The sequence below is a fragment of the Brevundimonas sp. M1A4_2e genome (assembly GCF_053345555.1).
The window spans coordinates 555,250-580,018 of the sequence record NZ_JBKFAI010000001.1 but is presented as its reverse complement, the minus strand read 5'-3'; the positions used below and the strand labels follow the sequence as shown (position 1 = coordinate 580,018).

Annotated in this window: 26 protein-coding genes; 16 read left to right on the top strand and 10 right to left on the bottom strand. The window is 68.4% G+C overall.

Annotated features, from left to right (window positions below; translation table 11 throughout):
- The first annotated feature begins 60 nt into the window (after positions 1-60).
- The 4 genes from ACLBV5_RS02715 to ACLBV5_RS02700 all read left to right on the top strand — a co-directional run bounded on the left by ACLBV5_RS02715 (position 61) and on the right by ACLBV5_RS02700 (position 2,926).
- Complete coding sequence (locus tag ACLBV5_RS02715) at positions 61-822, top strand: chorismate mutase (RefSeq protein ID WP_025976778.1); 762 nt, start codon at positions 61-63, stop codon at positions 820-822.
- A 48-nt stretch (positions 823-870) separates the two neighbouring features.
- Positions 871-1,518, top strand: a complete 648-nt coding sequence (locus tag ACLBV5_RS02710; RefSeq protein ID WP_447604732.1) for an SPOR domain-containing protein — start codon at positions 871-873, stop codon at positions 1,516-1,518.
- A gap of 120 nt (positions 1,519-1,638) precedes the next feature.
- Positions 1,639-2,472 carry a division plane positioning ATPase MipZ gene (locus ACLBV5_RS02705; protein WP_447604731.1) on the top strand — a complete coding sequence of 278 codons (834 nt, stop codon included), beginning with the start codon at positions 1,639-1,641 and terminating at the stop codon, positions 2,470-2,472.
- 25 nt (positions 2,473-2,497) lie between these two features.
- Complete coding sequence (locus ACLBV5_RS02700) at positions 2,498-2,926, top strand: molecular chaperone DnaJ (protein ID WP_253121800.1); 429 nt, start codon at positions 2,498-2,500, stop codon at positions 2,924-2,926.
- A 10-nt stretch (positions 2,927-2,936) separates the two neighbouring features.
- Here ACLBV5_RS02700 and ACLBV5_RS02695 read toward each other — a convergent pair whose 3' ends face one another.
- Positions 2,937-3,707: a tRNA1(Val) (adenine(37)-N6)-methyltransferase gene (locus ACLBV5_RS02695; RefSeq protein WP_253121798.1), complete on the bottom strand. Its 771-nt coding sequence runs from the start codon at positions 3,705-3,707 to the stop codon at positions 2,937-2,939.
- A gap of 142 nt (positions 3,708-3,849) precedes the next feature.
- Between ACLBV5_RS02695 and ACLBV5_RS02690 the strand changes: the two genes are divergently transcribed.
- Entirely contained in the window at positions 3,850-4,824 is a 975-nt protein-coding gene (locus ACLBV5_RS02690) for a polyprenyl synthetase family protein (protein ID WP_025976783.1), read from the top strand.
- Entirely contained in the window at positions 4,824-5,237 is a 414-nt protein-coding gene (locus ACLBV5_RS02685; RefSeq protein ID WP_025976784.1) for a hypothetical protein, read from the top strand. The genes ACLBV5_RS02690 and ACLBV5_RS02685 overlap by 1 nt, the downstream gene beginning before the upstream one ends.
- A 4-nt stretch (positions 5,238-5,241) precedes the next feature.
- Here the strand turns inward: ACLBV5_RS02685 and ACLBV5_RS02680 are convergent, their stop codons facing one another.
- Positions 5,242-6,447: a pyridoxal phosphate-dependent aminotransferase gene (locus tag ACLBV5_RS02680; protein ID WP_025976785.1), complete on the bottom strand. Its 1,206-nt coding sequence runs from the start codon at positions 6,445-6,447 to the stop codon at positions 5,242-5,244.
- Between the two features lie 122 nt (positions 6,448-6,569).
- Between ACLBV5_RS02680 and ACLBV5_RS02675 the strand changes: the two genes are divergently transcribed.
- The 8 genes from ACLBV5_RS02675 to ACLBV5_RS02640 all read left to right on the top strand — a co-directional run bounded on the left by ACLBV5_RS02675 (position 6,570) and on the right by ACLBV5_RS02640 (position 14,614).
- Complete coding sequence (locus tag ACLBV5_RS02675) at positions 6,570-7,292, top strand: TVP38/TMEM64 family protein (protein ID WP_447604730.1); 723 nt, start codon at positions 6,570-6,572, stop codon at positions 7,290-7,292.
- A 13-nt stretch (positions 7,293-7,305) separates the two neighbouring features.
- Positions 7,306-7,923, top strand: coding sequence for a glutathione S-transferase family protein (locus ACLBV5_RS02670; RefSeq protein WP_447604729.1), 618 nt, complete (start codon positions 7,306-7,308; stop codon positions 7,921-7,923).
- 252 nt (positions 7,924-8,175) lie between these two features.
- On the top strand, positions 8,176-9,216 hold the full coding sequence (locus tag ACLBV5_RS02665; RefSeq protein WP_003168146.1) for a rod shape-determining protein: 1,041 nt from the start codon (positions 8,176-8,178) through the stop codon (positions 9,214-9,216).
- Between the two features lie 125 nt (positions 9,217-9,341).
- The gene (gene mreC / locus ACLBV5_RS02660) at positions 9,342-10,430 is read left to right on the top strand and encodes a rod shape-determining protein MreC (protein ID WP_313632390.1); all 1,089 of its coding nucleotides are present in this window, start codon (positions 9,342-9,344) and stop codon (positions 10,428-10,430) included.
- 20 nt (positions 10,431-10,450) lie between these two features.
- Positions 10,451-10,945, top strand: a complete 495-nt coding sequence (locus tag ACLBV5_RS02655; RefSeq protein WP_029972406.1) for a hypothetical protein — start codon at positions 10,451-10,453, stop codon at positions 10,943-10,945.
- Positions 10,942-12,945 (top strand): penicillin-binding protein 2, encoded by a 2,004-nt coding sequence (gene mrdA, locus ACLBV5_RS02650; protein WP_253121789.1) that lies wholly within the window; start codon positions 10,942-10,944, stop codon positions 12,943-12,945. The genes ACLBV5_RS02655 and mrdA overlap by 4 nt, the downstream gene beginning before the upstream one ends.
- Positions 12,942-14,099: a rod shape-determining protein RodA gene (gene rodA, locus ACLBV5_RS02645; RefSeq protein ID WP_313632392.1), complete on the top strand. Its 1,158-nt coding sequence runs from the start codon at positions 12,942-12,944 to the stop codon at positions 14,097-14,099. The genes mrdA and rodA overlap by 4 nt, the downstream gene beginning before the upstream one ends.
- 26 nt (positions 14,100-14,125) lie before the next feature.
- A complete protein-coding gene (locus ACLBV5_RS02640) occupies positions 14,126-14,614 on the top strand; it encodes a DUF6173 family protein (RefSeq protein ID WP_447604728.1) in 489 nt (162 codons plus the stop codon).
- A 31-nt stretch (positions 14,615-14,645) separates the two neighbouring features.
- Here ACLBV5_RS02640 and pip read toward each other — a convergent pair whose 3' ends face one another.
- Together pip and ACLBV5_RS02630 are read right to left on the bottom strand one after the other, a co-directional pair.
- A complete protein-coding gene (pip, locus tag ACLBV5_RS02635; protein ID WP_392353313.1) occupies positions 14,646-15,617 on the bottom strand; it encodes a prolyl aminopeptidase in 972 nt (323 codons plus the stop codon).
- A 24-nt stretch (positions 15,618-15,641) separates the two neighbouring features.
- The gene (locus ACLBV5_RS02630) at positions 15,642-16,013 is read right to left on the bottom strand and encodes a DUF423 domain-containing protein (RefSeq protein WP_025976794.1); all 372 of its coding nucleotides are present in this window, start codon (positions 16,011-16,013) and stop codon (positions 15,642-15,644) included.
- A gap of 47 nt (positions 16,014-16,060) precedes the next feature.
- Between ACLBV5_RS02630 and ACLBV5_RS02625 the strand changes: the two genes are divergently transcribed.
- Positions 16,061-17,230: an MFS transporter gene (locus ACLBV5_RS02625; RefSeq protein WP_447604727.1), complete on the top strand. Its 1,170-nt coding sequence runs from the start codon at positions 16,061-16,063 to the stop codon at positions 17,228-17,230.
- Here ACLBV5_RS02625 and ACLBV5_RS02620 read toward each other — a convergent pair.
- From ACLBV5_RS02620 to ACLBV5_RS02610, 3 genes are all read right to left on the bottom strand, one after another.
- Positions 17,216-17,815 carry a hypothetical protein gene (locus ACLBV5_RS02620; RefSeq protein WP_447604726.1) on the bottom strand — a complete coding sequence of 200 codons (600 nt, stop codon included), beginning with the start codon at positions 17,813-17,815 and terminating at the stop codon, positions 17,216-17,218. The two genes, ACLBV5_RS02625 and ACLBV5_RS02620, sit on opposite strands and share 15 nt — an antisense overlap.
- A 90-nt stretch (positions 17,816-17,905) precedes the next feature.
- Positions 17,906-20,458, bottom strand: coding sequence for a tipN (locus ACLBV5_RS02615; RefSeq protein WP_447604725.1), 2,553 nt, complete (start codon positions 20,456-20,458; stop codon positions 17,906-17,908).
- 145 nt (positions 20,459-20,603) lie between these two features.
- Complete coding sequence (locus tag ACLBV5_RS02610; RefSeq protein WP_447604724.1) at positions 20,604-20,795, bottom strand: hypothetical protein; 192 nt, start codon at positions 20,793-20,795, stop codon at positions 20,604-20,606.
- Between the two features lie 153 nt (positions 20,796-20,948).
- On the opposite strand from ACLBV5_RS02610, the gene ACLBV5_RS02605 reads away from it, so the two are divergent.
- The gene (locus tag ACLBV5_RS02605; protein WP_447604723.1) at positions 20,949-22,427 is read left to right on the top strand and encodes a phospholipase D-like domain-containing protein; all 1,479 of its coding nucleotides are present in this window, start codon (positions 20,949-20,951) and stop codon (positions 22,425-22,427) included.
- Here ACLBV5_RS02605 and ACLBV5_RS02600 read toward each other — a convergent pair.
- The 3 genes from ACLBV5_RS02600 to ACLBV5_RS02590 all read right to left on the bottom strand — a co-directional run bounded on the left by ACLBV5_RS02600 (position 22,412) and on the right by ACLBV5_RS02590 (position 24,766).
- Complete coding sequence (locus ACLBV5_RS02600; protein ID WP_253121775.1) at positions 22,412-23,158, bottom strand: endonuclease/exonuclease/phosphatase family protein; 747 nt, start codon at positions 23,156-23,158, stop codon at positions 22,412-22,414. The two genes, ACLBV5_RS02605 and ACLBV5_RS02600, sit on opposite strands and share 16 nt — an antisense overlap.
- 70 nt (positions 23,159-23,228) lie before the next feature.
- Positions 23,229-23,912, bottom strand: coding sequence for a TPM domain-containing protein (locus ACLBV5_RS02595; protein ID WP_244093333.1), 684 nt, complete (start codon positions 23,910-23,912; stop codon positions 23,229-23,231).
- Entirely contained in the window at positions 23,912-24,766 is an 855-nt protein-coding gene (locus ACLBV5_RS02590) for a TPM domain-containing protein (RefSeq protein WP_025976802.1), read from the bottom strand. Before ACLBV5_RS02590 ends, ACLBV5_RS02595 begins: the two co-directional genes overlap by 1 nt.
- Between the last annotated feature and the right edge of the window lie 3 nt (positions 24,767-24,769).

The following is a 24,769-nucleotide window of genomic DNA, read 5'->3' as shown; positions in this document are numbered from 1 at the left end:
TGACCTTCTGTCAGCGGGACGCGACCTCACATCGAAATCCCATGCCGAAAGCCATCTCCCATGCCGCAATCCGCCATCCAGCAAGTCTGGCCCGCTGAAATCACTGAAATGAGCGCCGAACAGAAGGCGCTGGCCGCCCTGCGCGCCGAAATCGACAGCCTGGACGATCAGATCCTCGAACTGTTCGAGCGCCGTCTGGCCGTCGCTGCCCAGGTGGGCCAGGCCAAGGACGCGCCCGTCGGTCCCCACACCAAGCTGCGTCCCGACCGCGAACAGGCCGTTCAGGCCCGCATCCTGAAACAGTGCGATCCCGAGAACCGTGAAGCCGTCGAGCACCTGTGGCGCGAGATCGTCGGCTGGGGCCTGGCGCGCCAGGGCCGTCTGCAGGTCCAGGTCTGGGCCCCGATCGACCCGTCCAAGGCGGTGGACGGCGCCCGGCTGCGCTTCGGCGCCGCCGCCGACATCAAGCTGGTCCTCGACCCGCAGGCCGCCCTGGCCCACGCGGCCGAAGGCAAGGGCGTGGCCGTCCTGTCCATCAGCGGCGATGATCCCTGGTGGATCGGTCTGCGCCGCGAGTGGTCGATGCTCAGCGTGTTCGACGGTTACGGGGGCGAGACGCCGACGTCTCTGGCTGTCGGCAAGATCGATCCGCCGGCCCTGCCCAAGGGGCGTCGCGTCGTCGTCACCGCGGGCGGCGATGCGGGCGACGGCTCGGGCGCGCGCCGCTGGGGCCTGAACACCCACCACGGCTGGACCTTGGCCCTGACCGACGCCGATGTGGCGCCGGGCGAGGTCGAGGGCGGCGTCGGCGCCATCGGCTGACGCAGGGCGTTAACTCCGTCTCAAAGCAGGGCGGGCGAGTGTGGCGGCATGGCCCAGCCCGTCCTGCATCGACTGCCGCGTGTCGTCGCTCTCTCGGCGGCCGCTCTGGCGCTTGCGGGGTGCGGCGTGAACGAAGCCGACCCGCATCGGTTCGAGGCCCTGGCCCAGTCGGTCGCCGCCATTCCTGTATCGGCAGACGAGGGCGGAGATAGGGACGACACGACGCGGCCAGCCGCGGCTCCCGGCGCTTCACATCAGCGCGCAGCGCCTCTGAAGGTTGAGCTGATGACCCCGCACGAGCTGTGGGACGCCCGCGACGGGCTGGGCGCCAAGGTTCGCCGGATGTCGGCTCCCGCGCCTGCTCCGGCCGGCTATCATGATTTCGGGGCCCCCCCGCCCGTCGCCGCTGCGCCCGTCGTTCCCCTGCCAGGCGCGCCCGCGCCGACGGCCCGCCATGTGCAACTGGGCGCTTTCTCCAGCGAGGACAGCGCCCGGGCGGCATGGCGACGGATGAGCCAGGGGGCTGGCGGCGCGGCCTTGTCGGGGCTTCAGCCCGCCTATGAAGCGGTTGAGGTCGGCGGGCGCCGGCTGGTCCGGCTGAAGGTCGCCGCCACGGCTGAACAGGCGCAGGTTCTGTGCCGCGATCTGGCGGCGTCGGACCCCTGGTGCGCGCGCGCCGGCGGCGCGGCGGCCTGATCGTCCACAGGCTCAGCTTAAGGTTTCGTTGACGATTGGCCCTCGCGGCCCGATCCTGCGCGGCATGGGCGGGCTGCGGACAGAGATGAGTCGCGCCTGCTGATCACAGTGGGATTTCACATGGCGCAGCCTCAGGTCATCGTCATCGGCAATGAAAAGGGCGGGGCGGGCAAGTCCACCCTGGCCATTCATATCGTCACCGGCCTTCTGCACGCCGGGCGCAAGGTCGCGATTATCGACCTGGACCTGCGCCAGCGTTCGCTGGAGCGCTTCTTCGCCAACCGCATCGCCTGGACCAAGGCCAACGGCCATGAGCTGCCGCTGCCCATCGTTCCGGACATGGGCGACGGCAAGCTGCTGCATAAGGCGGACGAGGCCAAGCAAATGTCGCGCTTCGAGGCGGCGTTCAGCTACGCCAAGTCGTCGGCGGACGTCATCGTCATCGACACGCCGGGCGGGGACACCCCGCTGTCGCGCGCCGCGCACGGCCGGGCCGATCAGATCGTCACCCCGATGAACGACAGCTTCGTCGACTTCGACCTGCTCGGCGAGGTGGACCCGGTGACGCTGGATCTGATCCGTCCGTCCATCTATTCGGAAAGCGTCTGGGAGGCGCGCAAGCACCGCGCCATCGCCGAGGGCCGCCAGGTGACCATCGACTGGATCGTCGTCACCAACCGTCTGGCCGTGGCCGAGGCGCGCAACCGTCGCCGTCTGGCCTCGCGGATGGCCAAGCTGGCCAAGCGGGTCGGTTTCCGGGTCGGGCCCGGCCTGCGCGACCGGGTCATCTATCGCGAACTCTTCCCGTTCGGCCTGACGGTGGCGGACCTGTCGAATGACATCCGCCCGGTGTCGGTGTCCCTGGCGCACGTCGCCGCGCGTCAGGAGATGCGCAACCTGATGCAGGCCCTGGGTCTGGACGACGCCATCTCGGCGATGGACGCGGCGGCTTGATCGCTTCATGGGCCGATAGAGCTTCATGGGGCTGATCTGGCTGGGCCTGGCCGCCGTGGCCCTGTGGGCTCTGGTGCGGCTGGGCCGTCAGACCGAGCGCGCGCGGCGCGGCCACTGGCGCATCTCGGCGACCATATTGAGCGCGGCCCTGTTGGCCGGGGCGGTGCTGGCGGCGGCGCGCGGGGCGTGGCTGATCGCCGGAGGCATGGCGCTGGCGGGCGTCTGGCTGGCGGTGCAGTCGCGCTTCCGACCCGTTGCGCCGAAGGCTCAGCCCTCAGAGCGGATGAGCGAAGCCGAGGCGCGAGCGATCCTGGGCGTGCCTCTAGGCGCTGACGCCCAGACGGTGCAGGCCGCCTGGCGACGTCTGATGGCGCGCGCCCATCCCGATCAGGGCGGCACCGAAGGGCTGGCCGCCCGCGTCAATGCCGCGCGCGATCGCCTGCTGAAGGAGTAGGGGGGCTCGGTTAGAAGCCGAGTTCGGCCTCGCCACGCAAAATGGCCTCGGCCTGTAGGGTGTGCTTGGCCCCCGCGCGGTCGTGGACGATCAACGGCGGCAGAAGGCGCAGCGGCGCCTTGCCCGTCTTGATGGCCTGAACCAGCACCCGTTTGGCGGGCTGATCGACGTAGGGCTGGATCGGGCGAATGGCGAACGAGCCGGCCTTGGGCGCCAGCAGCGACAGGATGTCGGCCAGTCGGTCGGCGCGGTGGATGATGACGATGCGTCCGCCCTCGCGCACCGCCTTCAACAGAAACCCGGTCCATGCGGCCAGGCCGTCGTCGGCCATCCAGGCGCCGCGCTTGCCCTCTGCCGGAGCGCGCAGGGCGCCGGGGTCGTCGAAGAAGGGCGGATTGCTGACGGCCCAGTCGAACGGCGGCAGGTCCAGGGCGCGGAAGGCGTGGGCCACGTCGCCGTCCAATATGGTCGTACGCGAGGCGGCGCGGTTCAACTCGGCGTTCTGGCGGGCCAGGACGGCGGCGGCGGCGTCCCGCTCCAGTCCGGTCAGCAGGGCCTCGGGCCGCCGCGCCGCGATCTGCATCAGCACGGCCCCGGCGCCGCAACCGGCCTCGATCACCCGTTCGCCCGGTCGGGCGCCCACAGCGGCGGCCAGCAGAGCCGCATCCAGACCGGCGCGATAGCCGCGCGCCGGCTGGCGCAGGCGGACGCGTCCGCCCAGCAGGGCGGATTCCGCAACTTCAGCGGCGGTTGTAAGGGATGACTCGGCTTGACCCATCATGACGCCGCCACCATTGTGCGCCGCGTCGCGTCCGGGCAAGCGGATGCGTGTGAATTTCGGGCGAATCTCCCCCTTCGCCCCTGTGCTGAAAGAGATTTTCGTGGACGCAGCTCTCGCCGTCGCCTCCCGGCCCAAGGGCGACGTGGACGCCCTGGTTCGTCTGGCCAAGGACGACATGGCGGCGGTCGACGCCCTGATCATCGCGCGGATGCAGTCCGACGTGCCGGTGATCCCCCTGTTGGCCGAGCATCTGGTGTCGGCGGGCGGCAAGCGTCTGCGTCCTCTCCTGACCGTCGCTGCGGCCCGCGCGACGGGACAGACGGGCGATATCGAAGGCCCCAAGAAACTGGCCGCTTCGGTCGAGTTCATCCACACCGCCACCCTGCTGCATGACGATATCGTCGACGGCTCGGAAATGCGTCGGGGCAAGGTCGCCGCGCACCTGATTTGGGGCGCGGCCTCGTCGGTGCTGGTCGGCGACTTCCTGTTCGCGCGTGCATTCGAGCTGATGGTCGAGACGGATTCGCTGCGGGCCTTGGGCATCCTGGCCACGGCGTCCAGCGTCATCGCTGAGGGCGAGGTCCTGCAACTGACGCGCGCCCACGACCTGAATCTCGATCTGGACACCTATCTGCAGATCATCCGCGCCAAGACGGCCGAGCTGTTCGCCGCCGCCGCCGAATCCGGCGCGGTCGGGGCGGGCGCAACGGATGAACAGGTCGCGGCCCTGCGTGACTATGGCATGGGCCTGGGCATCGCCTTCCAGTTGGCGGACGACGCCCTGGATTACGGCGGCGCGACCGAGACGCTGGGCAAGAACGCCGGCGACGACTTCAACGAAGGCAAGGCGACCCTGCCGCTGCTGCTGGCCGTCCAGCGCACCAAGGGGACCGAGGACCTGTTCTGGGACCGCGTCATCACCAAGGGCGACCGCAAGCCCGAGGATTTCGAGCGGGCGCGCCAGTTGATCGTCAGCAGCGGCGCCGTCGAAGCCACGCTGGATACGGCGACTGAATACGCCGACCGGGCCAAGGCCGCCTTGCAGGCGCTGCCCGCTGGGCCGTGGCGCTCGGCGCTGGAGGCCCTGGCCGACTTCGCTGTCAGCCGGGCGACCTGATGCTGGCGGCGCTTCTTGTCGCCGGGCAACTGGGCGCGCAACAGCCGCCAAGTTTTACATTGAGGCCAGAGCCGGGCGACGCCCTGAGCGCGCAGCTGTTTCGTCTGGAGCCGGGCGACCCGGGCGGTCAGGCGCGCGCCCTTCTGGGCGAGGACATGACGCGGGATGACGCGGCGCTGGCCGTCCGTTCCGTGCCGCCGTTGATCATGCTGTATCGCGAGGGCAGCCTGCCCGACGGCCCGATCGTGCTTTACGCAGGGCCCGAGGTCGAGGGCGAGCCGGACGCCGCCTGCCGACTGTCGCGCATTCCCGGCGGGGTGGTCGACAACTCGCGTCGCGCAATTGTCTGGTGCAGCGAGTTCATCCTGAAAACGGCGCCGACGTTGAACATTCCGCCGGCGCCGGTTCACTGAGAGCTTACTTCAGGCTGGCGCAGAAGCGCTGGATGCGGCGGCAGCCTTCTTCGAGCACGTCTTCCGAAGTGGCGTAGCTGATGCGGAAATAGGGGCTGAGGCCGAAGGCCGCGCCCTGGACCACGGCCACGCCCTCGGCGTTCAGCAGTTCGGCGGTGAAGGTCTCGTCATTGTCGATGACCGCGCCCGAAGGCGTCGTCTTGCCGATCAACTGCTCGATCGACGGATAGACGTAGAAGGCGCCTTCCGGCTTCGGACAACGAATGCCGTCGGCCTGATTCAGCATGGAGACGACCAGATCGCGGCGCTTCTCGAAGGCGGCGGCGCGCTCGGCCAGGAAGTCCTGCGGACCATTCAGAGCCTCGACGGCGGCCCACTGGCTGATGGAGGAGGGGTTGGAGGTGGTCTGGCTGGCGACCTTGCGCATCAGGTCGATCAGCGGCTTGGGGCCGCCCGCATAGCCGATCCGCCAGCCGGTCATGGCGTAGGCCTTGGACACCCCGTTGCAGGTCAGGGTGCGGTCGTACAGGTCCGGCGCGACCTGGGCGATGGTGACATAGTCGAAGTCGCCATAGACGAGGTGCTCATACATGTCGTCGGTCAGGATCCAGACCTGCGGATGCTTGCGCAGCACCTCGGCCAGGGCTTCCAGCTCGGCGCGAGTATAGGCCGCGCCGGTCGGGTTCGACGGGGAGTTGAGGATCAGCCATTTGGTCCTGGGCGTGATGGCCGCGTCCAGCACTTCGGGGCGCAGCTTGAAGCCGTCGGCTTCCTCGCCGATCACGGTGACGGGCTCGCCGCCGGCCAGCAGCACCATGTCCGGGTAGGACACCCAGTAGGGCGCGGGGACGATCACCTCGTCGCCCGGATTCAGGGTGGCGACGAAGGCGTTGTAGATCACCGGCTTGCCGCCCGAGGCGACGTGGATCTGGTTGGTCTCGTAGGTCAGGCTGTTTTCACGGGCGAACTTGGCGACGATCGCGGCCTTCAGCTCGGGCATGCCGTCGGCGTCGGTGTATTTCGTCTCGCCGCGCTTGATGGCTTCGATGGCCGCGGCCTTGATGTTGTCCGGGGTGTCGAAGTCCGGCTCGCCAGCGCCCAGGCCGATCACGTCGCGACCCTGGCGTTTCAGCTCGCGCGCCTGGGCGGTCACGGCCAGGGTGGCCGAAGGCTTGACGCGAGCGAGGGAGGCGGACTGAAGGCTGGACATGGCTATCCTGTCTGGAGGATGGGAAGAAAGCCGGGGAGGCGAAGGCTTGATACGCAACCCCGCAGGGCCGCACAACGTTTGTGCGCGTCCCGGACGATCAAAAGGCGATTTGGGCGAAATCTATGCGGCGAGTCGTCGATTTTCTGCTGAATATGGAGGCCAGACGGTGGCGAACCCTGGCCGTGACCCTGCTGCTGCTGGCGGGAATCGTCGCCCTGTTCGCCTTGGGCAAGACGCAGTTGGCGCTGGGGGCCGAGGATCGGCTGGAGGACTGGCTGGCGGGGTATCGCGTCGGGCCGTGGGGGCTGGTTGCGGCGGTTGTTGTTTTCACCCTGTCGGCCTTCATCGGCGTGCCGCAGTTCTTGCTGATCGCCGCCTGCGTGGTGGCGTTCGGGCCGTGGTTCGGATTCCTCTATAGCTGGATCGCCACCATCGCCTCGGCGGCCGTGACCTATTGGCTCGGGCGCGGGCCGACCGCGCGCACGCTGGAGCGGTACGGCGGCGGGACGGTCGAGCGCATCCGCAGGTTCGTCGGACGCAACGCCTTTTCGGCCAGCTTCATCATCCGCAATGTTCCCTCGGCGCCCTTCATCGTCGTGAACATGGCCTTCGGCGCCGTGCGCGCCTCGTTCCCGGCGTATCTGGCGGGGTGCGCGCTGGGCGTCCTGCCCAAGACGGCCCTGGTCGCCTTCTTTGGCGGCTCCTTCATGGCGGCGGTCAGCGGCGACGGGGTCTGGACCTCGGTGATCCTTGCGGCGGTCGCCGCCGTCTGGCTTGTATTGATGCTGGCGGTGCGTGAGTGGGTGAAGCGCCGTGAGGCTGCGCGCGGCCTGTCAGTCGATTGATCGGAGAACGACCATGCTGAAGCTCTATTACTCTCCCGACGCTTGCGCCGTCGCCTCGCACATCGGCCTGGAAGAGGCGGGCGCCGACTATGAGATCGAGAAGATCGACCTGCGCGCCGGTCAGCAGCGGACGCCCGAATATCTGGCGATCAATCCGGCGGGCGTGACCCCGGCGCTGAAGACCTCCGAGGGCGTGATCACCCAGAATGCGGCCATCCTGGCCTATGTGGCGCAGACGCATCCGCAGGCGGGCTTGGCCGATCTGGACGACCCGTTCGCCTTTGCACGTCTTCAGGCCGTCAACGGCTGGCTGGCCTCGTCGCTGCATCCGGCCATCGGCAAGGCGCTGTTCTCCAAGCCGCCGCTGGAAGGCGAGGCGAAGGAGGAGGCCGTGAAGGTCGCGCTGGAGAAGTACGACCTGGCTGAGAATCATCTGCTGACCGGCCCCTGGGTCCTGGGCGAAGATTATTCGATGGCGGATGGTTATCTGATGGTCTTCACGCGCTGGGCGCGTCAGGCGGGCCTGCTGGACAAGACCCGGTTCCCTAAGCTGAACGATCACCTGGACCGGGTGCAGGCGCGCCCGGCCGTACAGCGCGTGCTTGAGGCCGAAGGCATTCAGGCGGTCTGACCCGCGCGCCCCTCAAGCGGGGCTGGAAAGCTTGACCGGCAAGGCTTTCAAGCCTTGCCGTGACAAGCCTGTGATCGACAAGCCATAGGCGCTTGCAATCCCCGCGGCATGAGGGCAAACGGGCCTGTAGTCGGCTCGGCGAAGACGGTCAGGACGGCTTTGCGGTCACGCGAAGCGGGGGTAGGGCGTCGCCATAGCGGACGAATGAAATTCACGCCCTTGCAGGCCCGAACTAAGCGGTAACCGACGCCCATGCTTTCACCCCTCTTCGGCATGATTTCCAATGACATCGCGATGGATCTGGGGACGGCCAACACCCTGATCTATATGCGCGGCAAGGGGATCGTCCTGAACGAGCCGTCGGTCGTCGCCCTGCGCAACGTCGGCGGCCGCAAGATCGTCCACGCTGTCGGCCTTGAGGCCAAGCAGATGCTGGGCCGGACGCCTGGCCACATGGAAGCCATCCGCCCGATGCGCGACGGGGTCATCGCCGACTTCGAAGTCGCCGAAGAGATGATCAAGCACTTCATCCGCAAGGTTCACAACCGCAAGGGTTTCGTGAATCCCAAGATGATCGTCTGCGTTCCTTCGGGCGCCACGGCGGTTGAGCGCCGCGCCATTCACGACAGCTGCCTGAACGCTTCGGCGCGCCGCGTCGGCCTGCTGCCCGAGCCGATGGCCGCCGCGATCGGCGCTGGCCTGCCGATCCACGAGCCGACCGGCTCGATGGTCGTCGACATCGGCGGCGGTACGACCGAAGTGGCCGTGCTGTCGCTGTCGGGCGTGGTCTATTCGCGCTCGGTGCGCGTCGGCGGCGACATGATGGACGACGCCATCATCGCCTATATGCGCCGCAACCATAACCTGCTGATCGGCGAGACGACCGCCGAGCGCATCAAGAAGGACATCGGAACCGCCCGCGTCCCGGCCGACGGCGAAGGCCTGTCGATCGAGGTTAAGGGCCGCGACCTGATGCAGGGCGTGCCGCGCGAAGTGAAGATGAGCGAGCGCCAGGCGGCGGAAGCCCTGGCCGAGCCGGTGGCCCAGATCGTCGAGGCCGTGAAGGTCGCGCTGGAAGCCACGCCGCCGGAGCTGGCAGCCGACATCGCCGACAAGGGCATCATGCTGACGGGCGGCGGCGCGCTGCTGCGCGGTCTGGACACCGAGATCCGCGACCACACGGGCCTGCCGGTCCAGGTGGCGGACGATCCGCTGTCGTGCGTCGCCATCGGCTGCGGCAAGGTGCTGGAGCACCCCTCGTGGATGAAGGGCGTGCTCGAGGCGTCGCTCTAAAGAACAGACTGTCCGGCCCCCGGGGGCGCCGCAGACCTGCAATGGGGCGCATCCCAACGGTCGTTTCACACACATAGGCGGGCCTCGGCCCGCTTATTCCTAAGCTCTAGCAGGAAGGGCTGGCCGTGGCGTTTCGCGACGGACCATTCGAGAATCTGAAGGTGCCGCTGGCCTGGACAGCGGCGGTCATGGTCGTCGGCGGCATCGTCGCGGCGATCATGCTTCTGCTCGCCGATCGCCCGCCAGCCATTGCGGACGACCTTCAGCCTGCCCAGGCGGGGTTCGACGCCGCCGCCGGAACGACGGGCGGGGTGTTGGCGGCTCCCGTACGGTGGACAGGCGACGCCGTCGGCTTCGTTAAAGGCTATTTCTTCGCCGTCTCCGAGAACCGTCGCCTGCGCCGTGAACTGGCTGAGATGAGCGCATGGCGCGACGACGCCCTGGCTCTCAAGAGCCTGAACGCGCGCTACGAACAGTTGCTGGGCCTGCAAACCGAACCGCCGATCGAGATGACGGCCGGGCGGGCGATCACTGATGCGCGCGGCCCCTTCGCCCGCTCGCGCCTGCTGAACGTCGGCGCCGCCAAGGGCGTGCGGATCGGCAATCCGGTTCTGAGCGAGCACGGCCTGGTCGGCCGCATCGTAGGCGCCGCCGGCGGTTACAGCCGCATGGTGCTTCTGACTGACGTCGCCTCGCGCATTCCTGTGATGGTCGAGCGAACCGACGCACGCGCCGTGCTGACCGGCGACGGCAGCCGCAGTCCGCGGCTGGACTATGTGCGAGGGCAAGGCGCGGTGCAGGACGGCGATCGCATCCTGACCTCGGGCGATGGCGGCGGCTTCCCGCGCGGCCTGCCGGTCGGCGTGGTGGCCAAGGGGGTCGACGGTTCGTGGCGGGTCAAGTTGTACAGCGATCGCACCGCCATCGACTATGTGCGGGTCCTCCTGTTCCAGGACTTCGGCCAGTTGGCTGATCAGAACGCGCTGAACGCGCCGCCGCTTTCCGGCCTGAAGACGGCGCCGCCGCCGACCGCCGCCCAGGCGGCCGCCATTCAGGATGTAGCCACGCGCCGCGCCGCCGCCGCCCAGGCCGTCGCTGAGCGCGTGCGCGCCGCCAACGCTGCGCCGCCGCCGGTTGCGGACGCCCCGCCGCTCCCAGCCGCGACCCAGCCTGCCGCACCGGCGGCTGGAACGCCCGACGGAGGCCGCGAGTGAGACGGACGATCACCGTGCGGATGGTCGGTCCGATGCAGTGGATCGGCTACCCCGCGCTGATCGCCGCAGCCGCGACCATTCTGTTCGCCATTCCGCTGCGCCTGTTCGGCCTGACCTTGCCTGAGCCGGTCTGGCCGATGGTGCTGGCCTTCGCCTGGCCGCTGATCCGGCCGTCCATGCTGGCGCCGGTCGTGCTGTTCGGCCTTGGCCTGTTCCTGGACTTCTTCTGGGGCGGCAAGGCGGGGATGTGGGCGCTTAGCCTGCTGTTGATCTACGGCGCGATCCTGCTGACGGCGAAATATCTGGCGGGGCAGGCGACCATCGTCCTGTTCGCCCTGTATGTCGCCTCGACGGGCTTGGCGTTTGCAGTCGCCTATTTCGTGACGCTGGGCAGCCTTGGGAATGCCCCCAACCTGCTGGCTATCATGGGGCAGATGATCCCGACGCTGCTGCTCTTTCCCCTGGCCAACTGGCTGATCGAGCGTTTCGACGACGCGGACGTGCGATTCCGATGAGCAGCGAACCGCATATCTTCTTTTCCGATGTGAACGAGCGGCAGGGCTCCTTCCTGCGGCGCACCATGCTGATGGGCGGGGCGACGGCGCTGGGCGGTCTGGCCCTGGTCGGGCGGCTGGCGCACCTGCAACTGTTCAAGTCCGAAGAGTTCGCCACCCTGGCGACGCGCAACCAGTTCAACTTCCGTCAGGTGCCGCCCCCGCGCGGCCTCATCAAGGATCGCAACGGCGTCGTCATCGCCGGCAACCGGCCCAGCTTCCGCGTGCTGGTCGTGCGCGACGAGACCAAGGACCTGGACCAGACGCTGGATCTGCTGGGCCAACTGCTGCCGGACACGCTGGAGCGGCGCCGCACCATCATTCGCGAGGTCAACGCCGCGCCGCGCTTCTCGCCGGTTCCGGTCAAGAGCGACCTGACCTGGGAAGAGTTCTCCAAGGTCAATCTGCACGCGGCCGAACTGCCCGGCGTCATGGCTGACATGAACGAGGCCCGCTACTATCCGCACGGCGGCGCCTACGCCCATGTGGTCGGCTATGTGGCCAAGGTGTCGGATCGCGACGTTCAGGCGCTGCGCGACAAGGGCGAACAACCGCCCGCCATCCTGTTCAATCCGGGGTTTAGGATCGGCCGCCAAGGCCTTGAACGCTCGCTGGATCTGGATCTGCGCGGCGTCGAGGGCGGCAAGCGCGTCGAGGTCAATGCGCGGGGCCGCGTTGTGGCCGAGGATATCGCCGGATCGCGTCCGGCGGTGCAGGGCTCAGAGGTCGTGCTGACGCTGGACAACGACGTCCAGCAGCGGGCGCTCGAAGTCTTCGGCGAAGAAGCTGGAAGCATGGTGGTCATGGATGTGCGCAACGGCGACATCCTGGCGATGGTATCGTCGCCGTCGTTCGATCCCAACCTGTTCGTGTCGGGGGTGCCGTCCAAGATCTATCGCGCCCTGGCCGACTATGAGCGCCGTCCCCTGCTGGATAAGGCGCTGAGCGGGACCTTCGCGCCGGGCTCGACGTTCAAGCCGGTCGTGGGGCTGGCGGCGATGAAGCGCGGGCTGGACCCGTCGCGGCGCATCTTCTGCGGCGGGAGCTTCTATCTGGGGCGGCGGTTCGCCTGTCTGGGGCGACACGGCGCGCTGGATTTGCGCGGGGCCATCAAGGCGTCGTGCAACGTCTACTTCATGACCCTGGCCACCGAGATGGGGCCGGACGCCATCGCCGAGACGGCGCGGGATCTGGGTTTTGGGCAGACGTTCGATATCGGCATCGGCGGCCAGAAGGCCGGGCTGGTGCCGGACCGCGAGTGGCGCCGCAAGAATCCGGTGCGCGGCGATACGAAATGGTATCCGGGCGAGAACCCCAGCTATGGCATCGGCCAGGGCGCGCTGACGGTGAACGCCCTGCAACTGGCGGTCTATACGGCGCGGGTGGCCAATGGACGCAAGGCGGTGACGCCGCGCCTGATCAAGTCGATCGGCGGGGTGGAGCAGGGCGGCAGCGCCTTCGCCGATCTGCCCTATACGCCCGAGATGCTGCAGGTGTTGCGCGACGGCATGGAGGCGGTGACCGCCGCCGGGGGCACGGGCTTCCGCAACAGCCAGCTGGGGTTGGGCACGGTCAAGATGGCGGGCAAGACCGGCACGGCCCAGGCGCGCAACTATGGCTCCGGGTCGCGCAAGGGGGCGGGGCGTCCGTGGGACCAGAAGGACCACAACCTGTTCGTCGCCTATGCGCCGACCGACAACCCGCGCTACGCCGTCTCGGTTATCGTCCAGCATGGCGGTCTGGGCGGGGGCACGGCCGGGGCGCCGCGCGCGCGTGAAGCGATGAAGGTGGCCCTGCTCAAGGATCCCGAAATCCGCGCCCGCATCGAATCGGCCGGTTTCGAGGCTCAGGAGGACGCCGGCGTCCGCGAAGCGGAGGCCAGAGGCGAGCCCATCGACAACGGCGATGCCGACCCGGGCGCCGCCGTCGCCCCGCCGCCGTTGACGGAGCCCGGACAATGACCGCTTCCGCCCTGACCCGCCCCGGCGAACGCGATCGCCTGTCCACCAAGTTCGCAGAGCTGGACTGGCGCATCATCGGCCTGCTGTGCATTCTGGCCGGGATCGGCACGGCGATGCTCTATTCGATCGCGGGCGGCCACTGGCAGCCGTGGGCGGCCAAGCATCTGATCCGTTTCGGGGTCTTGTTGGCGGGCATGATCGCCCTGGCCATGATCCACCCGAAGTGGTGGTTCCACGCGGCCTATCCCGTCTATGGCGTCCTGCTGTTCATGGTGATGCTGGTTGAGTTCACCCCGCTGGGGTACGTGGCGGGCGGCGCCAAGAACTGGCTGCACCTGGGCTTCATCCGCATTCAGCCTGCCGAGTTCGTCAAGATCGGCCTCGTGCTGGCCCTGGCGCGCTGGTATCACGGACATTCGGCTCAGGACGCGCGCTGGTCGTGGAAGTTGTTGTTCCCGGCCGGGATCATCGGTGTTCCGTTCATTTTGGTGGCCAAGCAGCCGGACCTCGGCTCGGCCATGATCATCGGCCTGACCGGGGCGGTGATGATGTTCATGGCTGGGTTGAGCTGGCGCGTGATCGGCGCTGCGGTCGCCGCCGCCGTGGCCGTGATCCCGCCCTTCGTCATGTTCGGCATGCACGACTATCAGCGCAACCGGGTCCTGACCTTCCTGAACCCGGAAGCCGACCCCTCGGGCACGGGCTACAACATCATCCAGTCCAAGATCGCCCTGGGTTCGGGCGGATTGATGGGCAAGGGCTATGGCCTGGGCAGTCAGAGCCAGCTGGAATTCCTGCCGGAACGCCACACGGACTTCATCTTCTCGACGGTGTCGGAAGAGTTCGGCTTCATCGGCTCGTTCACCGTGCTGGCCTGCTATGTGGCGCTGATCCTGATTTCGTTGCGGATCGCGGCGCTGTCGCACAGCCATTTCGGTCGTCTGAGCGCGGCGGGCATGACGGCCTTCGTGGCCCTGTTCATGCTCATCAACGGGGCGATGGTGATGGGGCTGGCGCCGGTCGTCGGCGTGCCTATGCCGATGCTGTCCTATGGGGGATCGTCGATGATGACGGTGATGGTCGGCTTCGGCCTGATCCTGTCGACGCGCGTGCACCGCTATGTCGAACTGCCGAAGGGGCAGGGGCTGTTCTGATCGCCCGGCCGCGTTAGGCTGAGCAGATGACTGAACAGACGCCTGACAAACCAGCCGCCGCCGAGACCCCCAAGGCCGATCCCGCCATGTTCTCGGACTGCGGCGACACCCCCTGTCCGCAGCCCGTGCTGACGGATCCGCAGAACGAGGCGGCCGCCCTGGCTGAGGGCGTGCGGATGCGGGACAATCCGGCGGAATGGGCCTTTGTCCGCCTGTCCAAGCTGATCGAGGAATTCGAGGCCAATCTCGACAAGGACGAGGAGATCGGCGCGCGCGTAGTCGGCCTGCCGGGCGACGGGACGATGCAGATCGTGGACGTCGGCTTCTGGGGGCCGGACCTGATCATGTTTTTCGGCCGCAACGCCGACGGCAAGCCGGTGCGTCTGATCCAGCATTATAGCCAGATCAATGTTGTGCTGAGCGCGGTGAAAAAGCCGGAGGAGCGCGAGGCGCGCCGCATCGGCTTCCAGCTCAATGAGATGGTGCAGAAGACCAGCCCGAAACCGGCAGGCTGATCGTGTCGCGCGACGCAGCCGCCCTTCGGGCTTAAAGGGCCGCCGCCCAGTCGGTGGCGCGGATCAGGCTGTCGATGATGCCGGGTTCGGACGAGGCGTGGCCGGCGTCGCCGATGATGTCCAGCTTGGCCTCGGGCCATGCGCGGTGGAGGGACCAGGCGCCCGAGATCGGCGTCACCACGTCAAAGCGCCCCTGCGCGATCCAGCAGGGGATGTGGCGGATGGTCCCGATGTTTTCGAGGATCCAGTTCTGGCTGTCCATGAACCCGCCATTGGTGAAATACCAGTTCTCGATCCGGGCGAAGGCGACGGCGAACTCGGGATCGGCGAACTTGTCGGGCTTGCCCGAGGGGCCCTGGATGCTGACGGTCTCGCCCTCCCAGGTGGCCCACGCGACGGCGCAGCGGTTCCGTTCCTCAATGTCGTCGCCGGTCAGACGCTTGTAATAGGCGGCCATCAGGTCGCCGCGCTCAGCCTCGGGGATCGGGGCCAGGAAGCGCTCCCAGGCGTCGGGGAAGATCATCGAGGCGCCGTCCTGATAGAACCAGTGCAGTTCCTTCTTGGTCAGCAGGAAAATGCCGCGCAGCACCAGCGCCAGACAGCGATCCGGGTGTTTGATGGCGTAGGTCATCGACAGGGTCGAGCCCCACGACCCGCCGAACACGACCCATTTGTCGATGCCCAGCTTCTCGCGCAGGCGCTCGATATCGGCGACCAGGTCCCAGGTGGTGTTGTTTTCCAGCGAGGCGTTGGGTCGCGACAGGCCGCAGCCGCGCTGGTCGAACATGACGATGCGGTATTTGGCCGGGTCGAAATAGCGACGCATCCCCGGATTGACCGCCCCGCCGGGGCCGCCGTGCAGGACAATGACCGGCACGCCGTGCGGATTGCCGCTTTCCTCGTAGTAGATCTCGTGGACGCTGTCGGTCGGCATCCAGCCCGAGGCGTAGGCTTCGATCTCGGGGTAGAGGTCACGGCGGGACGTGTCGTTCACGGAAAACATGCTGGGACCCTGTTCTGCTTGTAACTAGGCGTTGTTGGGTGCGGACTTGAGGGCGGCGGCGACCACCAGGCACCAGCCCGCGATCATCATGACGCCGCCGATCGGGGCGACGGCCCCCATGACGGGCAGGCTGAGCAGTCCGATCATGGCCAGGGCGAGACAGAAGATCAGCCCCCCGGCGCTCGCCAGCCACCCAGCGAGACGCGCCAGCCGCCCGCCGCCCCTCCACAACGCCAGCGCCACCGCCAGGACCGCATGGACCATCTGATACTGGCCCCCCGTGGTCAGCAGGGTTTTGACGGCGGGCGCCGCGCCATGGGCTGCGAAGGCGCCCAGCGCCACAGCCATGGCGCCGTTGAACCCGGCGAAGACGAGGAGGTTGCGGTCGGGACTCATCACTTATGTCTAGACCACAAAACGGGGGAAGTCTGCTATGGCGCGCCATGACGTCCGCCCCGCGCCTGGCCTTGCAATACATCCTCCTGTTCGGCGCTAGCGGCGTGACGCTGCCGTTCGCCGGGCTGTGGTTTCGCAGCCAGGGACTGAGCGGAGCGCAGATCGGGGTCCTGTTGGCCATTCCCATGGTGGCTCGCGCGCTGACGGGGCCGTTGATCGCCGTCTGGGCCGACGGTTTCAGGCGCCGGCGCACGCCGATCGCCCTGCTGGGGCTGGCGATGGCGGTGGGTTACGGCGGGGTGGGGCTGGTGCAGGGGATCATCCCGTGGGCCGTCTTCTGGCTGATCGGGGCGACCGCTGCGGCCGCGTTGATCCCGCTCAGCGACGTGCTCACCCTTAAGGTCGCGGGACGAGAGGGCTTTGCATTCTCCCTGCCGCGCGGGTGCGGCTCGGCGGCCTTCGTCGTGGCCAATGTCGCTATGGGCTGGCTGCTGACGCGGATGTCGGCGGATGTGGTGATCGTCTGGGCTGTGGCGGCGTCGTTGCTGATCGCTGTGGCGGCGTGGCGCATCCTGCCGGATGAACGGGTGGGCCAAGACGGGCCGCTGTCGGGGTTCGAGCGGTTTCGCGGATTGGGGCGTCTGGCGGCGGACCCGGTGTTCATGACCGCCATCTTCGCCGTGGGGGCGGTGCAGGCGGCGCACGCCTTCTATTACGGCTTCTCCGCCATCCTGTGGCGGGCGCAGGGCGTGGCCGAGAGCATGACAGGCCTGCTGTGGGCCTTTTCCGTCCTGGTCGAGATCGGCTTCATGTGGGTGGTCGAGCCGTGGCGCCGCAGGCGGGGAATCGGGCCCTGGTTCATTCTGGCGCTGGGCGCGGGGGCGGCGGTGCTGCGCTGGTCTGTCATGGCCTTTGCGCCCCCGCTGTGGCTGCTGTGGCCGTTGCAGACGCTCCACGCCCTGACGTTTGCGGCCACCTATCTGGCGGGCGTGCAGATCGTCGAGGGCCTGTGTCCGCCCGATAGCCATACGGCGGCGCAGACTCTGAGCTCGGCCCTGTCGGCGGGGGTGCTGATCGGTCTGGCGACCCTGGCCAGCGGGCCGCTGTACGACGCCTTTGGTTCGCGCGCCTATCTCAGCATGGCCGGACTGGCGCTGGTCGGCGGAGTGACGGGACTGCTGTTGGCGCGACGGTTGGGCGGCTCAGGCCGCGCTTGAGCGGGGCAGGGGCGTGAGGTGACGCGCCATCGCCGAGGCGACGGCCTTGATGGCGGTGCGCATGGCCTCTTCTGTCGCGCCGTCGGGCGCGCGCAGCAGGCCGATGGAGGGCGAGTTCAGGCTGTCCGGCAGGTCGGCGAGGGAGCGGTAAAGAATGTAGCTGCCCGCGTCCTCTTCAGCGTCGGAGGCGGCGATGGCCGGCAGCCCTGTAGCCGTCAGATCGCGCAGCATCTCGGCCACGGGGGCGGTGACGCGCGCCACGCCTGGGCCGGTATCATCCAGTCGGCCAGAGCCCTCCAGACGCCGGTTCTCGGCCCGCATCTGCAGGCGGAAAGGCCCGGGATGGCTGGTGCGGCCGATCAGCAGCAGGCCGGCGCAGTCCTGGTCTTTCAGCGCGACGATCAGACGGTCGGCCAGGGCTTGGGCGTCCCTGTCGCCCGGGATCGGCTGGGTGCGGGCGCCCGGCGGGCTCCAAGGCTCGCCGGAGAGGTCCTCGACCAGATCCCAGGTGGGGTAATCCGGATTCCACACGCAGATGGCGAGGGCGGGGCGTCGATCAGGACGGGCGCGGGAATCCGTGTCCACCAAGGGGCGTGGCTCCTGTACGTCGGGATGGCGCTAGGTCCGGCGAGCGTGCCGGTAAAAGCGTTGTGAGGTCAAGCCTGAGCTGTTTTCTCAGCTCAAGTCGCCGACGGCGGCGTCCAGCAGCATGAAGGCGCGGCCTTCCTCCGTGGCCAACCGGGCCTGAATGTCATGGGCGTCGCCGCGCTCGGCCTGGAGCTTTAGGCCATGGGCGAACGCGCGGACATAGGCTTCGGCGTCGGCGCGCAAGCCGTCGTCGCTCAGCACGCGGCGCGAGACGCTGCGGACGGCGGCGGGCGCCACCCGGCGGACGATCTGGCGCGCGCGCGCGGGATCGCGGGCGGCGAACGCCTGGGCCGTCTCCTCGATGCGGGGGCGCGGCAACAGGGCGTTGGGGTCCACGCCCATGCGCCGGATGGCGTCGGTGATGCGCGAAGCCAGGGCGTCGATCTCGTCGGGCGAGCCGATCGGCGCCGGGCTGGTCGCCGCCAGCGCCGGGCCGCTCGCGGTCAGGTCGCTCCAGTCCAGATCGGCGGCGGGCGCGTCCCGGAGGGGCGGCGCTGCGGGCGTCGCATCCCGGGGCGGCTGCGCGGTCCGGATGGGCGGCGCGGCCGGGATCGCTTCGATGTCTCTCTCAGGCGCGTTTTGGGGGCGCAGGCGACCGCGCAGGCCGTCCTGCGGTTGCTCAGGGGACCGCTCGGACATGGCCGCGAGGCTCGAGGGACGCCGCCGCCCCCCTTCGCCGGACACGGCGCCCATCAGGCGCACGGCCTCGGTCAGCATGTCGTAGTTGCGACGCACGCGCTCCTGGAAGCCGCTTTCCAGCGCCTCTGTGTCTTCGGCCGCCTTGCGCGAGGCGGCGCTCAGGGCGGTGAGACCGTTCTCGACGGCGGCCCGAACCGATTCCACGCGGCTTTGCGCCTCCAGCGGCAGGCGGCTGGCGCGCTCATCCATGTCGGCCACGGCCTGTTCGACCTGGCTCAGGGCCTCTGTAACGCGGGTCAGGGTGGCCTGAAGGCTATCGATCAGGCGCTCGCCCGTTTGGTCCACCATTTCAGCGGTCTGGCCGATGATGCGGCGCGCGCCTTCGATGCGCGCCTCGGCGGCGGCGTCGGCCTGCTGGGCGGCGTCAAACAGGGATTCGCCCAGGCGGTCGGCGCGGATTTGCGCCTGCTCGATGGCTTTCTCGGCCGCCTGACGCTGCGCGTCGGCTGTGGCCTGAAGCGCCTCAAGCGCGCGGCGCGTCTCTTCGACCAGCAGGTCGCGGGAGTCGGCGGACAGGGCCTCGAACCGGTCTAGGGCGAGTTTGGTGGCGTGGTCGAAGCTGTCGGCCTCGCGCTGGGACATCTGCACCAGGGCCTGGAACTGATCGACCACGGCCTCGACCTGGGCCTTGATGGCGTTGGCGGCCTCTTCGCCCTTCAGGTTCAGGTCGTCGGCGGCGGTGCGGGTCTGGGACAGGTGATCCAGAAGCTGGGCGCGCTGGCTCTCCACCTGAGCCGAGAAGTCTTCCTGATCGGTGCGCAGAGCATAGGCCGCGGTGACCAGGGCGGCGCGCTGCTGTCCCAAGCCTTCCTCGACCGACTGAATCTGCTCGGCGACGCCCGTACCGGCGGTCTCAAGCCGGATGGTCTGGCGGGCCAGATCGTCGGCGGCGGCGCGGGCGGCGTCCTGCGCCTCGCTGGCGGCGGCGGCCAGGTCGGCGGCGCGGGCGGCCAGGGCGGCTTCGGCCTCGCGCAGCTGCGTCTGAGCCAGGTCTGAGGCGTCGGCCACCATGCGCGACTGGCGTTCGACCGTTTCGACCACCTTTGAGGCCTGCGTTTCCAGACGGCCGCTGAGGCCGTGCATCTGCTCCCGCTCGGCCGACATTTTTTCGGTCAGTTGGCGGGCCGTGCCGCCGGCGCGTTCGGCCGCCTCGTTCAGCAGGGCGGTTTCCTTGGCTAGGGCCTCGCGCAACAGGGCCATGTCGTTGCGCGCGCGTTCGGCGGCCTGGGCGGCCAGCTCGATATCGCCGCGCAGACCGGTCAGCACCTGGCCGGCTTCGTTGGCGGCCAGGGCCGTCGGCGCGACCAGGGCGTTCGCCATCTCGCGGGCGCGCTGGGTCTCTTGGGCCAGACCGGCGCCCTGACGCACGGCGTGGGCCAGCAGGATAGACAGGCCGACCGGCGCTAACAGGATCAGCGCGTAGACCGCCAGGCGCAGCGGATCTAACTCCATCATGCCGGAGCCGAGTTCATAGGCGAACCAGGACGCCAGTCCGCCGACCCACAGGGCCGAGGCCAGGCCGGCGATCAGATAGGCGTGATTGCCGCCGCTTTTGGCCGGTTTGCTGCGAGGGGCCGCTGGCACGGTGAGGGGCGTGGATTCGACGGTGGCGGGCGGCGCGTCGGCGGACTCGCCGAGGATGGCTAGGGTGCGCGCTGCTTTTTCCGCCTCAGCGGCGCGCTGTTCGGCGATCGCTTGCTGCTCGGCCAGGCGACGACGCTGACGCTCGGACATCGGGCGTGGAGGGGCCGCCGCATGCTGAGGCATCGCGTCGGGTGCGACCGCATCGGCCAGCGAGTCGGACGTGACGGCGGAAGCCTCGTCCTCGAGGGCGGGCTCGGGGTCGGTCAGGTTGAGCGGCGGCCGAGGGCGGGATTTCATGGGCGTCGATCTCGATTACTGGTCGCCTGGAGACGCGGGCGAGGTCGTGTGCGGAGCGACCCTAACGACTGTAACGAGAAGCGAAAAGGCTGGAGGGCGTATTATCCGGTCTGAAGCAGCGGCTTCACTGAGCCTAAGCTGTGGATCAGCAGGAGGCCGGGGCGTGGACCTGAATGTGGGTGGACGGGGCGTCGCCGCACTTCTTTTCGACCCGGTGGATCTCGCCGTCCGACTTCTTCGTCGGGCTGAGATCGACGCCGAACTGCGACAGCGCGACTGCGGCGAGCAGTGCGATGAGGCCGATCACCATTTCGATCAGAGCTTGCATGGCGGCCATAATGACAGATCACGGTTCCGGCGACAATGCGGCGAAGTGAAGGAGCGTCGCCATTGACCGTGCTGATGCGAAAATGGAACGATCTGCGGCCGCTCGACCTCTGCTGTAGAGGCCGCGCATCAAGCCGTCACGCGAATCGGCCATCGGAGGGTCATGGGGCCAGATCGTTCTTATGAAGCCAGTCTGATCGAGCCAGGTCCGGGCGTGTGGCGGTCTGCGCCTGCGCATCGTTTCGCGCCGCTGATGGAGAACAAGGCCTATTTCGACGCCTTGTCCTCGGCGCTGCACAAGGCGAAACGGTCGATCCTGATTCTGGGCTGGCAGTTCGATCCCCGCACGCGGCTCGATCCGGAGGGGCCGCTGACCGACCGCCGGGCCGAGATCGGTCATCAGTTAAAGGCCCTGGTGCGGCAAAAACCGGACCTGGACGTACGCCTGCTGATCTGGCGCTCGCCCCTGCTGATCGCCGCGTCGCAGGGCTTCTATCCGCACAAGGCCCAGAGGTGGTTCCGCCGCCGGATCGTGGAGTTCCGGCTCGACGGTCCTGGCATCCTGGGCGCCTGCCATCATCAGAAGGTGGTGGTGATCGACAATCAGATCGCCTTCTGCGGGGGCGGCGACATCTCCACCGATCGCTGGGACACCGAGGAGCATTTCTCGGGCGATCCGCGCCGGTGCGAGCCGACCGGCGTCATTCCGGCCCCGAGGCATGAGGTGATGTGCGTGCTGGACGGACCGGCGGCGCAGAACTTGGGCGACCTGGCGCGCGAACGCTGGCGGCGGGCGACGGGCGAGGTGCTGGAAATCTCCCCGCCGCGCGACGGCGACGCCTGGCCCGATGGCGTCGAGCCGACGCTGCATGATGTTCCGGTCGCCATATCCCGCACGGAACCGCAGCTCCGGGGCCGACCTGAGGTGCGCGAGAACGAGGCCCTGCACCTGCAGGCCATCCGGCAAGCGCGGTCGCTGATCTATATGGAGAACCAGTATTTCACCTCGCCCCTGCTGGCGGCGGCGCTGGCCGAGCGTCTGGCCGAGCCGGACGGCCCTGAGGTGGTGCTGGTCTCCACCGGGCGCAGCCCTAGCTGGTTCGACGGCCTGACGATGGATACGGCGCGGGCCGAGGTGCTGTATCGCCTGGAGCAGGCGGACCGTCACGACCGCTTCACCGTCTTTTACCCCGTGACCGACGAGGGCGAGCGGATCATCGTCCACGCCAAGATGACCATCATCGACGACAAGCTGCTGCGGATCGGCTCCAGCAACCTGAACAATCGCTCGATGGGGCTGGACACGGAATGCGATGTAGCCGTCGAAGCGCAGATGGATCAGCAGCGCGATGTGATCCGGCGCTTTCGCCGCCGCTCGCTGGGCCATTTCATCGGCGTGTCGGGCGAGGCCTTCGCCGAGGCGGAAACACTGCTGGGCTCGGTCGGCAAGGCGATCCAGACCTTTGGCCAGGAGCGGATGAAGCCGCTGGGCGCCGCTGAGCCGACGCGCATAGAGCGGATGTTCGCCGAGTGGCAGTTCGGTGACCCGATGGCGGCGACCGACGCCTGGCGGCCGTGGAAGCGGTTGAACCGCTCGCATCGCACGCGCCCGCAGTCCGAGGGCGGTCAGGCGCCAGGCTGAGGCTCGATCTCGAAGTCGATGACCAGAGGCAGGTGGTCTGACGCCGCTCGGGCCAGAGGCGAGTTCGGGGTGCTGGCGCCCGTCACGCGGATCTCTCGGCTGACGAAGCAGTGGTCGATGCGAATGGCCGGAAAGCTGGACGGGAAGGTTTTGATCGAAGGCCTCAGCCCCAGGCGTCGCTGAGCGTCGTCCAGCCGGCGCGCCAAGGCTTGGTAGGGGCGGGTGATGGAGGTGGCGTTGAAGTCGCCCGTCAGGATGGTCGGCCCCTGACACATCGGATCGCCCAACCAGTCGCGGCCGATCAGGGCGGCGGTTTGAAGCCTCTGCTCGCGGGGAACGAGCCCCAGGTGGGTGTTCAGGATGTTGACGATCACCCCGTCGAAATCGACTGCAGACCACAGCGCGCCGCGCGGCTCCAGCCCCTTGATGCCGCGTAGGGTGGGCAGGGCGGCGGCGCGCACCAGCCGCTCTGGCCTATGAGTCAGGATGGCGTCGCCATAAAGCTCGGCCTCGACCTTCATGGCGGGATGGAATTGCACGCTCATAGCCAGGTGTTGAGCGATGGCGCTGGCCTGATCGACATGGCCTGTGCGGGCGCGGCCGACATCCAGTTCCTGCAGGCAGACGACGTCAGGCTCATACTCGGCGATGACATCGGCGATGCGTTTCACGTCCAGCTTTCGGTCGACGCCGACGCAGCGATGGACGTTGTAGGTCAGAAGTCTCGGCATGGATTCCTTGCCCGCAATCGCAGCGACTGTCGCGGCTCAATGCGGCGGTCGCGAGGCCCTGATAGCCAGACTAGATGACAACCAGTCGGTCGGGGATCTCGTTCTGATCAGCGGGCTTGGGCGGAAAGCGTTCCGCCAGCACCCCGCCGCACAGGTTGATGGCCTGTTCGAAGCCTTCGACCGGGCGGTTGCGGCGCAGCGCGCCGGTCAGGGCGGCGACGGCGTCGGCCCAGACCTCAGGACTGACGCAGGAATGGATGCCCTCGTCAGCCACCACCTCGACCTGATGATCAGCCAGCGCGGCGAAGATCAGGACGCCGGTGCGCGCCTCGGTGACGTGCAGGCCGTGGGCCAGGAACTGCTGCATGGCGGCGCGGCGAACGCGCGTGCGGCGCAGGGCGGCTGGCGTCAGCAGTCGCCGCACCGGGGGGATCAGCGACAGGAGGAAAACGGCCAGGAACACTCCGGCTTGAACCAGTCCATACGCCGCCAGCGCGCGGCCGATCTCTACCGAGGCGGCAGGCGCATGGGCGATTTCCCAGCCCCTGCCGAATGACAGCCAGTCGCCGTTGAAACCGAGAGGGATCAGCCCCAGCGGCAGCAGCAGGGCCGCCGCCGCCGCCCAGCCCAGGCTGATGTCTCGATAGGACGACACCTGCCGCGCCACGACGCAGAAGATCTCGCCAGAGGTGCGCGCTTCGGCCTCGGCGATGGCCTGGGTCACCCGCGCGTGGTCGTCTGTTGTGAACTGCATCACCATCCCCCCGAAGCGCCGCCGCCGCCGAAGCCGCCGCCGCCTCCGCCGAAACCACCGCCGCCAAACCCGCCTCCGCCGCCCCAGCCTCCGCCGCCTCCGCGATCGCGGTCTTTCAGCGCCTCGCTAGCGGCCCAGATGAGGATGGGCGTCAGGCCGTCGCCGCGCCCGCCGCGCCGTTTGCGGCCGCCCGCCGCCGCGCCGATCATGCTGAAGAAGATGAAGGCGAACACCATCAAGATGACGACGGCGGGAATCACGGGCTTGGCGGTCGCCGTCGCCGCGCTCTTGGCCTCTTCCGCTCGCGCCTGCGCCTCGGCCGGGTCGGCGGTCAGCTGGGCGATGATGGAATCGGCGCCAGCGATGATGCCCGCAGCATAGTCGCCCTGGCGGAAGGCGGGCAGGATGTCGTTGCGGATGATGAGCGAGGAATAGGCGTCGGTCAGCACGCCCTCCAGGCCATAGCCGACCTCGATCCGCACCTTGCGCTCGTTCGGCGCGACGATCAGCAGGGCGCCGCCGTCGTTCTCTTTCTGACCGATGCCCCAGTGACGCCCGAGCTGGTAGCCGAAATCCTCGATCTCCTGATCCTGAAGCGAGGGCAGGGTGACGACGACCAACTGGTCGCCGGTCTGCTGTTCCAGCGTCGCCAGCTTGCCCGTCAGCGCCTGTTCCTGTTGCGGCGTCAAAAGCTGGGCATCGTCGACCACCCGCCCGGTCAGCGTCGGGAACTTGATTTCGGCGGCCAGACTGGCGCCGGGCAGGGCCGACAGCCACAGGACGAGGACCAGCATCACCGCAGCGAGCAAGCCGCGCGCGACGCCGGCCCTGCGGGCGAGGACGGAAGGAGTCATTTC

What these genes read in the sequence shown, in the direction of transcription:
- ACLBV5_RS02715 (WP_025976778.1), top strand. Translation starts at nt 61, where the DNA reads ATGCCGCAATCCGCCATCCAGCAAGTCTGGCCCGCTGAAATCACTGAA.
- ACLBV5_RS02710 (WP_447604732.1), top strand. Translation starts at nt 871, where the DNA reads ATGGCCCAGCCCGTCCTGCATCGACTGCCGCGTGTCGTCGCTCTCTCG.
- ACLBV5_RS02705 (WP_447604731.1), top strand. Translation starts at nt 1,639, where the DNA reads ATGGCGCAGCCTCAGGTCATCGTCATCGGCAATGAAAAGGGCGGGGCG.
- ACLBV5_RS02700 (WP_253121800.1), top strand. Translation starts at nt 2,498, where the DNA reads ATGGGGCTGATCTGGCTGGGCCTGGCCGCCGTGGCCCTGTGGGCTCTG.
- ACLBV5_RS02695 (WP_253121798.1), bottom strand. Translation starts at nt 3,707, where the DNA reads ATGATGGGTCAAGCCGAGTCATCCCTTACAACCGCCGCTGAAGTTGCG.
- ACLBV5_RS02685 (WP_025976784.1), top strand. Translation starts at nt 4,824, where the DNA reads ATGCTGGCGGCGCTTCTTGTCGCCGGGCAACTGGGCGCGCAACAGCCG.
- ACLBV5_RS02680 (WP_025976785.1), bottom strand. Translation starts at nt 6,447, where the DNA reads ATGTCCAGCCTTCAGTCCGCCTCCCTCGCTCGCGTCAAGCCTTCGGCC.
- ACLBV5_RS02675 (WP_447604730.1), top strand. Translation starts at nt 6,570, where the DNA reads ATGCGGCGAGTCGTCGATTTTCTGCTGAATATGGAGGCCAGACGGTGG.
- ACLBV5_RS02670 (WP_447604729.1), top strand. Translation starts at nt 7,306, where the DNA reads ATGCTGAAGCTCTATTACTCTCCCGACGCTTGCGCCGTCGCCTCGCAC.
- ACLBV5_RS02665 (WP_003168146.1), top strand. Translation starts at nt 8,176, where the DNA reads ATGCTTTCACCCCTCTTCGGCATGATTTCCAATGACATCGCGATGGAT.
- ACLBV5_RS02655 (WP_029972406.1), top strand. Translation starts at nt 10,451, where the DNA reads ATGGTCGGTCCGATGCAGTGGATCGGCTACCCCGCGCTGATCGCCGCA.
- mrdA (WP_253121789.1), top strand. Translation starts at nt 10,942, where the DNA reads ATGAGCAGCGAACCGCATATCTTCTTTTCCGATGTGAACGAGCGGCAG.
- rodA (WP_313632392.1), top strand. Translation starts at nt 12,942, where the DNA reads ATGACCGCTTCCGCCCTGACCCGCCCCGGCGAACGCGATCGCCTGTCC.
- ACLBV5_RS02640 (WP_447604728.1), top strand. Translation starts at nt 14,126, where the DNA reads ATGACTGAACAGACGCCTGACAAACCAGCCGCCGCCGAGACCCCCAAG.
- pip (WP_392353313.1), bottom strand. Translation starts at nt 15,617, where the DNA reads ATGTTTTCCGTGAACGACACGTCCCGCCGTGACCTCTACCCCGAGATC.
- ACLBV5_RS02630 (WP_025976794.1), bottom strand. Translation starts at nt 16,013, where the DNA reads ATGAGTCCCGACCGCAACCTCCTCGTCTTCGCCGGGTTCAACGGCGCC.
- ACLBV5_RS02625 (WP_447604727.1), top strand. Translation starts at nt 16,061, where the DNA reads ATGACGTCCGCCCCGCGCCTGGCCTTGCAATACATCCTCCTGTTCGGC.
- ACLBV5_RS02615 (WP_447604725.1), bottom strand. Translation starts at nt 20,458, where the DNA reads ATGAAATCCCGCCCTCGGCCGCCGCTCAACCTGACCGACCCCGAGCCC.
- ACLBV5_RS02610 (WP_447604724.1), bottom strand. Translation starts at nt 20,795, where the DNA reads ATGGCCGCCATGCAAGCTCTGATCGAAATGGTGATCGGCCTCATCGCA.
- ACLBV5_RS02605 (WP_447604723.1), top strand. Translation starts at nt 20,949, where the DNA reads ATGGGGCCAGATCGTTCTTATGAAGCCAGTCTGATCGAGCCAGGTCCG.
- ACLBV5_RS02600 (WP_253121775.1), bottom strand. Translation starts at nt 23,158, where the DNA reads ATGCCGAGACTTCTGACCTACAACGTCCATCGCTGCGTCGGCGTCGAC.
- ACLBV5_RS02595 (WP_244093333.1), bottom strand. Translation starts at nt 23,912, where the DNA reads ATGCAGTTCACAACAGACGACCACGCGCGGGTGACCCAGGCCATCGCC.
- ACLBV5_RS02590 (WP_025976802.1), bottom strand. Translation starts at nt 24,766, where the DNA reads ATGACTCCTTCCGTCCTCGCCCGCAGGGCCGGCGTCGCGCGCGGCTTG.